The sequence below is a fragment of the Streptomyces sp. DvalAA-14 genome (assembly GCF_900091855.1).
Classification (GTDB): Bacteria; Actinomycetota; Actinomycetes; order Streptomycetales; family Streptomycetaceae; genus Actinacidiphila.
Genome location: NZ_FMCH01000387.1, coordinates 1 through 9,411, shown reverse-complemented (window position 1 = coordinate 9,411; position 9,411 = coordinate 1). Strand labels below are relative to the sequence as shown.

The following is a 9,411-nucleotide window of genomic DNA, read 5'->3' as shown; positions in this document are numbered from 1 at the left end:
GGCTGCTGGGCCGGGCCCGGCTGGCGGCGGGGTCGGCGGCGCAGCGGGTCCTGGTCGGGCGGCAGGTGCTGCTGCACCTCCGTCTGCTCGTTGCGGTGCCGGGCCGCGCTGAGCTGGGACTCCCACGGGTGCGGGCCCTGCGGCGGCTGCGGCGGCTGCGGGGCGGCGCCGGGGTCGCGGCAGCGAGCCGGGTGCCGTCGGGGCCCGCGCCTCGGACGGCAGCACGCTGGTGGCCGCGTTCGGGTCGAAGGCACCGAACGACCCGCCGGGGGCCGAGCCGCCGGCCGCGCCGGACGGCAGCACCTGGGTGGGGTCGGCGTCGCCACCGCCAGCATTCGTGCCCTCGACCAGGGTCGGCGTCGGATCCGGGGCGAGCAATCCGCCGACGCCGTAGGCCGCCTCGACCTGGGCGGGGCTCGCGTGCACCCCGATACCGGCCGCTACCACGCGCAGGGCGTGCGCCAGATTCTCCGCGCTGGGCCGCTGACCGGGCTCCTTGCGCAGGCAGCGCTCGATGACCGTCCACAGCGGCTCCGGGACGTTCCCGGGGCGCTCGGGCGTGGCGGTGAGGTGGTGGTGCAGCACTTCGATCGCGCTGTCGCCGCGGAACGGCGGCCGACCGGTGACCAGTTCGTACAGCAGGATGCCGGCGCCGTAGATGTCCACCGCGGAGGTCTGCGGGCGGCCCTGCGCGGACTCCGGCGCGACGTAGGCCGGCGTGCCCACGAACTCGTGGGTGCGGGTGACGCCCGGGGAGTCGGCGAGCCGCGCGATGCCGAAGTCGGTCAGCATCGGGTGCATCCGCTCGGTGCCGTCCTCGCCGGTGACCGTGGCGAGCAGCACATTGGCCGGCTTCAGATCCCGGTGCACCACCCCGTCGGCGTGGCTGGCCGCGAGCGCGTCCGCGACGGCCGCGGTGAGCAGCGAGGCGCCGACCGGCGAGAAGGGGCCGTTGTCCCGCAGGTAGCGGTGCAGGTCCGGGCCGTCGATGAGATCCATCACCAGGGCGAGCAGATCGCCCTCGACGACGAGGTCGCGGACCCGGACGATGTGCGGGTGGCGCAGCCTGACCAGCACGGAGCGCTCCCGCAGGAAGCGCATCACCACGTCCGGGTCGCTCGCCAGCTCTTCCTTGAGCACCTTCACCGCGACGGCCTCGCCGGGCACCACCGCGCCGTCCGCACCGCGCACCCGGCCACGCCAGACGGTGCCGGTGGCGCCGCGTCCCAGCGGCTCCTCCAGGAGGTACTTGCTGCCTACCGGCCGCACGTCATGCGCTCCCTAGCTCCATGGTGGCTCGTCCGCCCCGTCGCCACCTGTCCAGTGGCCTGCTGCCCCGTATCACGGGCTCGTCCCGGCAAGGGTAGTGCCGACCACTGACCACGCGTCCGGACAACAGGACGGAACCCCAGGTCGCGGGGCGCGAATCCGGCCTGCGGACTCCCTGGTAGGACGCCGCGGGCGGTGGCCTGGTTGCCCCGGCCGCACCGGTCGTTTCCGGTACCGGAAGCGCCGTGGGATGATCACCCACCGATCGGTCAAGATCACTGGGACGGGACCGGGGACGGGCTGTCGGTGGCGGGTGGGAGGATGCATCCGTTGTACGTCGACGCGCCCGTGCACGGCCGGGAGGACACATCCGCTTCCGGCCGGGTGGCAGGGCCCGGGGAGAAGGGACCGCGGACGAGATGCAGATCCGGCTGACCGTCCTCGGGCCGCGCAGCGGCCGGGCCGTACGCGGCTGCGACGTGCTCATCACGGCGCCCGCCGGCACACCGCTGAGCGCGGTCGCCGGGGCGCTCGCCTCGGCCGCCGGGTCGGCGCAGGCCGGGGGCCGCTCCGCCGGCTCCTCGGTGGCGCTCTACGCGGGCAGCCAGCGGCTCGCCCCCGCCGCCGTCCTCGGGGTGCCGCCGCTGGTGGACGGCGCGCTGGTGTCGCTGCACGCCCCCGCCGAGCAGTACGGCGAGGGGGGCGGATACGCCGACCAGGGCCAGTACGGCCGGTTCGGGCAGTACGGCCGCCCGCCGGCCGAACTCCCCCGGCTGCACGTGGTGGGCGGACCGGACGCCGGCGGCGTCCACCTGCTGCCCGGTGGCCAGGCCAGGATCGGCCGCTCGGCGGACGCCGACGTGCCGCTGGACGATCCGGACGTCTCCCGGCTGCACTGCGAAATCGCGGTCGGCCCGGACGGCGAGGTCACGGTGGCGGATCTCGGCTCCACCAACGGCACGACGCTTTCCGGCCGGCCGGTCGGATCGCGGCCGGTGCCCTTCCCGCCCGGCACGCTGCTGGTCATCGGCGAGTCCACGCTGCGGCTGGCCGCCGCACACACCTCCGAGCCGGCCCCACTGCCCTCCCAGCCCGACGCGGACGGCCACCTGCGCGTCTCGCTCCGGCGGGAGTCGTGGCCGCCGGCCGAGTACGGCGGGCTCGGCTACGACCCCGGCCCGGACGCGGGCGCTGCCCATCCGGAGGCCGCCGATCCCCGGGAGGCCGTGACCTTCGGGCGGGGGATCGCGAGCCCGGCTGCCGAGGAGCCGGAAGGACGGCGACGGGCCACCGGCGAGCGGGCCAGGGGCGGCCAGGGGCCGGGCGGGGAAGCGGACCGGTCGCGGGTGGTGGACGCCATAGGAGCCTGGGCGAAGCGGCGCCTCGGCGGAAGCCGCGAGGCCGCCGGCGAGCCCGACACCGTCGACGACAGCGAGGCGGAGGCGCTGCGCGGCCGCTGGCCGGACCCGGCCGCCGTCCTGCTGACCGCCCTCGGACCGGGGCGCCGCCTGTGGGAGCGCGGGCCGGGCCACCCGGACGCGCTCACCGTCCGGCTCGGCACCGCCGACCAGATCTCCGAGGACGGCGCACGACTGCCCGACGTGCCCTTCACGGTGGACCTGCGCTCCCCCCGGACCGCCGCGCTCACCCTGGGCGGACCGCGCCCCCGGCTCGCCGCACTCGCCCGGGCCGTACTGGCCCAACTGTGCGCCCTGCACTCCCCCGCGACCCTGGAGATCGTGCTGATCAGCGCGGATCGGGCCCGCGGCGCGGACCAGCGCGCCGAGGAGTGGTCCTGGGTCAACTGGCTGCCCCACCTGCGCCCGTCCCACGGCCAGGACTGCCGGCTGCTGCTGGCCTTCGACCGCGACCAGGCCGAGTCCCGCACCGCCGAGCTGACCCGCCGCCTGGAATCCGGCCCACTCGGACCCCGCTGGGCCACCGCCTCCCCGGCCGCGGTGTCCACCGCCGCGGCCGCGTACGAAGGCCCGTACACCGTCGTGGTCATCGACGGCGATCCCGGGTCGGTCGCCCTGCGCGAGACCGCCGCCCGCCTGGCCGCCGCCGGCCCCGCCTCGGGCATACACGTCCTGTGCCTGACCGAAAGCGGCGAGCACCCGGTGATCTCCACCGGCGTGGTCGCCCACCTCTCGGGCGACATCGCCACCACCTTGCACATCACGCCGGCCGCGGACTCGCCCGTACCCGGTGCGGGGGCCGGGGCGGGGGCCGGAGCCGGGGCCGGGATCGGCGCCGACGGGCTCGGCGGGGCGGCGGACGGCGGCCCTGCGGCCGGGAAGGGCCGTTTCGGTGACGGTCCGGCGAGCGCGACCGGTGGCGGTGACGGCTCGGCAGGCGCGGGCCGGGGCGCGGCCGGTGACAGCGGTCGGGCCGCCGCCGGGGCCGAGGGCCAGGGGCGTGCGGTGGACGAGGGAAGCCGTGGCTGGGGAAGCGAGGACGGCCCGGACCGTCCGGAGGCCGCGGGCCGCGCCGACGAGCGGGACCGTATGCGGGCCGTCGGGCGCCCGGCAGTGGCCAGCCCCCCGGAGGGCGTCGTGATAGACGCCGTGTCGGCCGCCTGGGCCGAGCACTTCGCGCGGGCGCTGGCGCCGTTGCGGGAGGCGGACGAGCAGGACATGGGCGTGCGGTCCCGGCACGCACTGCCGTCGACCGTACGGCTGCTGGACGAGTTGGATCTCGCGCTGGCCACACCCGCGAAGATCGCGGCGCGCTGGGCGGAGGCACCGGCGGCGGCCGCCGGAGCGGGGGCGGTGCTGGGCGTCGGCGGCGGCGGGCGCGTCCTGGTGGACCTGGTCGCGGAAGGCCCGCACACCGTGGTGGGCGGCGCTCCGGGCGCGGGCAAGACGGAGCTGCTGCGCGCGCTCGCGGCGGGGCTGGCCGCGGCCGAGCGGCCGGACCGGCTCGCCCTGGTACTGGTGGACGGCGCCGGGCAGGAGCGCGGCGAGGGCCTGCTGGCCTGCGCCGACCTGCCCCACGTGTCGACGCACCTGGTCGCCTCGGATCCGGTCCGTATGCGGGAGTTCGCCCAGGCGCTGACCGCCGAGCTGAAGCGGCGCGCGGAGGTGCTGGGCGAGCAGGGATTCGGAGCCTGGCACGCCGAGCGCCTGGTCGCGGCGACGCTGCCGCTGCAGGGCGGCGCGGACACCGCCAAACCGGCGGAGCCGGACGCGGCCCGCTGGCCGGACATCCCCCGCCAGGGTGCCGCCGAGCAGCAGGGCGACCCGCAACCCCAGGCCGAGTCCCAGGCCCCGGCCGAGTCCCAGGCCCGGGCCGAGCCGCAGGCCCCGGCTCGGCCTCAGGGGCAGGGGCCCGCTCCCGCGATGCCCCGCCTCGTCGTCGTCGTCGATGATTTCGACGCCCTGGTCGCGCCCGCCCTCGGCAGCCCGGGCCGGCCGGCGGCCGGCAGCGTCGTCCGCGCGCTGGAGACCGTGGCACGGGACGGCGAACGCCTCGGCGTGCACCTGGTGTTCGCCACCGGGCGGCCGGAGCGGACGGCGGGCACGGAGGCGGACGAGGCGGCACGGCTGCGGATCGCGCTGCGGATGCCGGACCCGGAGTCGGCCGCGCTGCTGGTGCACGTGGAGGATCCGGCCGGGCTGGACGACGCGATTCCGGGGCGGGGCTATCTGCGGCGGCCCGGCGGCGCGGTGACGGCCTTCCAGGCGGCCCGGGTCAGCGCCAGGATCCCGCGGACGGCCACGCTGCGGCCCACCGTCGTCGCGCTGGAGTGGGAGCGGATGGGCGATCCGCCGGCCCGCCGCCAGGTGCGCGAACTCGGCAACGGACCTACCGACCTCGCGCTGCTCGCCAGTGCGCTGGAGCGGGCGGCCGAGTCCTCGGTGCCGCCCGCGTCGCCGCCGTCCTCATCGGCCGCGTCGGCTCCGTCGGCTCGGTCCGCGCCCTCGGCGCCGACCAGTTCGGGGGCTTCGGGGGGTTCCGGCTCATCGGCCGGGGAATCCACCGCAGCCCCGGAAGAAGGCACCGTCTCCGCCATTTCCCGGGCAACACCTCTCATTTGACGGGCCGTCCGGCGGGTAAACAGTCAATCAACCCGGGCCATGTTTACGCCAAGATCACGGCATGGTCACGATCACTCCCGCGCTCCCGCGCCCGGTCTTGCGGGCCTTGATGACCCGGCGTAGGACGGACGCACGGGACTGAGGGGATGACCACATGGCCACGTCGTTCACGTCATTCAAGCCATTACGGAAAAGCAGCCGCTCGAATCCAGCACAGCGCGGGCACGTCACCCGCCCCACACGAACAGCGCTCGCCCTACTCGCGACCTCCGCACTCGCCTTCACCGCCGCCGCTTGCGGAGGCGGCGGCGACAAGAAGGACGACTCCACGAGTTCGCCGTCGGCCAGTTCGGCCACCGCGTCCGAGGCCGGACTGCAACTCCCCGACCTGCACGGCCAGAAGATCGAAGTCGCCGCCGTATGGACCGGCCCCGAACAGCAGAACTTCCAGAAGGTGCTGGACGAGTTCGACAAGCTGACCGGCGCCAAGTCCACCTTCGTACCGACCGGCGACAGCCAGTCCACGTTCCTCGGCACCAAGATCGAGGGCGGCGCGCCGCCGGACGTGGCCTTCCTGGCCCAGAACGGTGTGCTGCACCAATTCGCCGACAAGGGCTGGCTGAAACCACTCGGTGCGGCGGCCCAGGCCCAACTGAGCAAGAACTTCTCGCCGGGCTGGCAGAAACTCGGCGCCTGGAAGGGCAAGCAGTACGGCGTGTACGCGAAGGTCTCCAACAAGTCGATGATCTGGTACAACACCGCCGCCTTCCAGAATGCGGGCGCGACCGTCCCCACCACGTGGGACGCGTTCCTGCGGACGGCGGAAACCGTGTTCGAGTCGGGGACCCCGCCGGTATCCATCGGCGGCGCGGACGGCTGGACGCTCACCGACTGGTTCGAGAACATCTATCTCTCGCAGGCCGGTCCGCAGAAATATGACCAGCTGGCCAGTCATCAGATCAAATGGACCGATCCCTCGGTGAAAACCGCGCTCACCACGCTGGCGCAGCTCTTCGGCAAGAAGGACCTGATCGCCGGCGGTACGAGCGGCGCGCTCGCCGCGGACTTCCCCAAGTCCGTCACCACGGTCTTCACCGGCAATCCGCCCGGCGCGGCGATGGTCTACGAGGCGGACTTCGTCTCGGCGTTCATCTCCGCCAACACCAAGGCCAAGGTCGGCACCGACGCCAAGGAGTTCCCGTTCCCCGCGGTCGGCACCGGCAAGGCGCCCGTGGTCAGCGGCGGCGACGTGGCGGTGGCGCTCAAGGACAGCAAGGGCGCCCAGGCGCTGCTGACCTTCATCGCCTCGACGGAGGCCGCCAAGACCTGGGCCCAGGGCGGCGGTTACCTCTCGCCGAACAAGTCACTGCCGCTGTCGGCCTATCCGGACGATGTGCAGCGCGACATCGCCAAGTCGCTGATCGCCTCGGGTGACGACTTCCGCTTCGACATGTCGGACCAGGCACCGGCGGCCTTCGGCGGCACCAAGGGCCAGGGCGAGTGGAAGGATCTGCAGGACTTCCTCGCCAAGCCGTCCGACGTGGCGGCCGTCCAGGCGAAGCTGGAAGCGGACGCCGCCGCGGCGTACGGGAACTGAGGGCCGGATGGCTGACGCCTCCGTTCCGGGAGCGGGGGGCGGCATCACCGGTGCCGCCCCGGCCGCGCCGGGCCCCGTCACGGGGCCCGGCGCGGGCCGTCCCCCGGCCCGCCTCCGCCGCAGCATCGTGGGCACCCGGCCCTGGGTCGCCGCCCTCTTCCTGCTGCCCGCGCTGATCCTGCTGGGCGCGCTGGTGGCCTACCCGATCGGCTTCACCGTCTACCGCAGCCTGTACGACGCCGACGGCAGCGGCTTCGTCGGGCTGAAGAACTTCGGCACCGTCTTCAGCGACCACGGCATCCTCACCGCCGTCCGCAACAACGCGATCTGGGTGGTGGTCGCGCCGACCGTGGCGACCGCGCTCGGCCTGGTCTTCGCGGTCCTGACCGAACGGGTCCGCTGGGGAACGGCCTTCAAGCTGGTCGTCTTCATGCCGATGGCGATCTCGATGCTGGCCGCCGGCATCATCTTCCGGCTGGTCTACGAGCAGGACCCGGCCCGGGGCGTGGCCAACGCGGTAGTGGTGGCGGTGCACGACACCTTCACCGACAACTCGGCCTACCCCGGCGCCCGGCCGCGCCCCGGCGGCGATCTGGCGGCCAGCGCGGGAGGCTCGTACACCTCCAAGTCGACTGCGGCCAGCGGGACTCCGGCGGATCTGCCACTGGTCGGCATCCCGCAGAACAAGCTGCCGGCGGGCGCTCGGCAGGCCGAGCCGGCGGCGTCGAAGCCGGACGCGGTGACCGGCACCGTATGGCTGGACTTCCGCCCCGGCGGAACGGGGAAGCCCGGCGTGATCGATCCCGGCGAGAAGGCGCTGTCCGGCGTCAAGGTGCAGGCGGTCAAGGGCGGCAAGGTGATCGCCTCCGCCACCTCCGCCAAGGACGGCACCTACACGCTGCCGGGCAAGGCGATCGGCGCCCAACTGCGGCTGCCCGCCTCGAACTTCTCCGGCAAGTACGGCGGCATCAACTGGCTCGGCCCCGACCTCGTCACACCGTCGATCATCGCCTCGTACGTATGGATGTGGGCGGGCTTCGCGATGGTGCTGATCGCGGCCGGCCTGGCCGGGGTGCCCCGCGAACTGCTCGAGCAGGCGCGGGTGGACGGCGCCAACGAGTGGCAGGTGTTCCGCCGCATCACCGTGCCCCTGCTGGCTCCGGTGCTCGTCGTGGTGATGGTCACCTTGATGATCAACGTACTGAAGATCTTCGACCTCGTGTACATCATCGCGCCGGGCAACACCCAGTCCAACGCGAACGTGCTGGCCCTCCAGCTCTATCTGTCGTCCTTCGGCGGCGGTGACGACCAGGGCGTCGGCAGCGCGATCGGTGTGATCCTGCTGCTGCTCGTCCTGCCCGTCATGATCTTCAACATCCGGCGGCTGCGCAGGGAGGGACGGCGATGAGCGCGGACGCGAGCGCGGGGGCCGAGGCACCCGGGGGCCGAACGGCGGTGCCGGCCGGGCCCGTCGCGGTGCGGCCGACATCGACGCGTGGCCGGCGCGGGATCGCCTCCCGGCTGGCCGCCTGGGCGAGCGGCGGCGTAGTACGGGTCGTCCTGCTGGTGGTGGCCCTGTTCTGGCTGCTCCCGACGGTGGGCCTGCTGCTGTCCAGCCTGCGCACCCCGACCGATATCTCGGCCAGCGGCTGGTGGAAGGTCTTCACTTCTCCGTCCCAGCTCACCGTCACCAACTACCGCACCCTGCTGGACAATCACGCGATCACCGACTCACTGGTCAACACGGCGCTGATCACCGTGCCGGCCACCGTCCTGGTGGTGGTGATCGGCTCACTGGCCGGCTACGCCTTCGCCTGGATGGATTTCCGCGGCCGGGACTGGTGGTTCATCGCGGTGGTGGCCATGCTCGTGGTCCCCGTGCAGGTGGCCCTGGTCCCGGTGGCCCGTCTCTTCGGCGGCATCGGCATCTTCGGCGACATCATCGGCGTCGTCCTGTTCCACACCGCCTTCGGCCTGCCCTTCGCGATCTTCCTGCTGCGCAACTTCTTCGCCGAGATCCCCCGTGAACTGCTGGAAGCCGCCCGCCTGGACGGCGCGGGCGAACTGCGCCTGTTCACCCAGGTTGTCATGCCCCTGGGCGGCCCGGCCATCGCCTCACTGGGCATCTTCCAGTTCCTGTGGGTCTGGAACGACATGCTGGTGGCGCTGATCTTCGCCAACAGCGACTCCCAGCCCATCACCGTCGCCCTCCAGCAGCAGGTCCGCCAATTCGGCAACAACATCGACATCCTGGCCCCGGGCGCGTTCGTGTCGATGATCATCCCGCTCGTCGTCTTCTTCGCCTTCCAGCGGCAGTTCGTATCGGGGGTGATGGCGGGGGCCGTGAAGTAGCCGCCGGCGGCCGATCGGTTCCGGCCGACCGGTTGCGGCCGACAGGCCAGGGACCGGCGGCCGAGGGCCGCGGGGCCGGGGAGCAGCCGTGGGCCGGGCCCCCGGACCCCTCCCGAAGGGGCAGGCTCGGGCGGTGAGGGCCGGTGCGGGCTG

At 73.8% G+C, this 9,411-nt stretch carries 4 protein-coding genes and 1 pseudogene; 4 read left to right on the top strand and 1 reads right to left on the bottom strand.

Annotation, left to right across the window (positions count from 1 at the left end; genetic code table 11):
• A pseudogene (locus GA0115240_RS19950) lies at nucleotides 1–1,269 on the bottom strand (serine/threonine-protein kinase); the annotation flags it as partial.
• A 419-nt stretch (nucleotides 1,270–1,688) separates the two neighbouring features.
• Here GA0115240_RS19950 and GA0115240_RS19945 point away from each other — a divergent pair.
• The 4 genes from GA0115240_RS19945 (at nucleotide 1,689) to GA0115240_RS19930 (ending at nucleotide 9,258) form a co-directional block, all read left to right on the top strand.
• Entirely contained in the window at nucleotides 1,689–5,309 is a 3,621-nt protein-coding gene (locus GA0115240_RS19945) for an FtsK/SpoIIIE domain-containing protein (protein ID WP_093738119.1), read from the top strand.
• Between the two features lie 154 nt (nucleotides 5,310–5,463).
• Nucleotides 5,464–6,906 (top strand): ABC transporter substrate-binding protein, encoded by a 1,443-nt coding sequence (locus GA0115240_RS19940; RefSeq protein ID WP_093738117.1) that lies wholly within the window; start codon nucleotides 5,464–5,466, stop codon nucleotides 6,904–6,906.
• A gap of 7 nt (nucleotides 6,907–6,913) precedes the next feature.
• A complete protein-coding gene (locus GA0115240_RS19935; protein WP_093738115.1) occupies nucleotides 6,914–8,314 on the top strand; it encodes a carbohydrate ABC transporter permease in 1,401 nt (466 codons plus the stop codon).
• Nucleotides 8,311–9,258, top strand: coding sequence for a carbohydrate ABC transporter permease (locus tag GA0115240_RS19930; protein WP_093738113.1), 948 nt, complete (start codon nucleotides 8,311–8,313; stop codon nucleotides 9,256–9,258). Before GA0115240_RS19935 ends, GA0115240_RS19930 begins: the two co-directional genes overlap by 4 nt.
• Nucleotides 9,259–9,411: the final 153 nt, after the last annotated feature.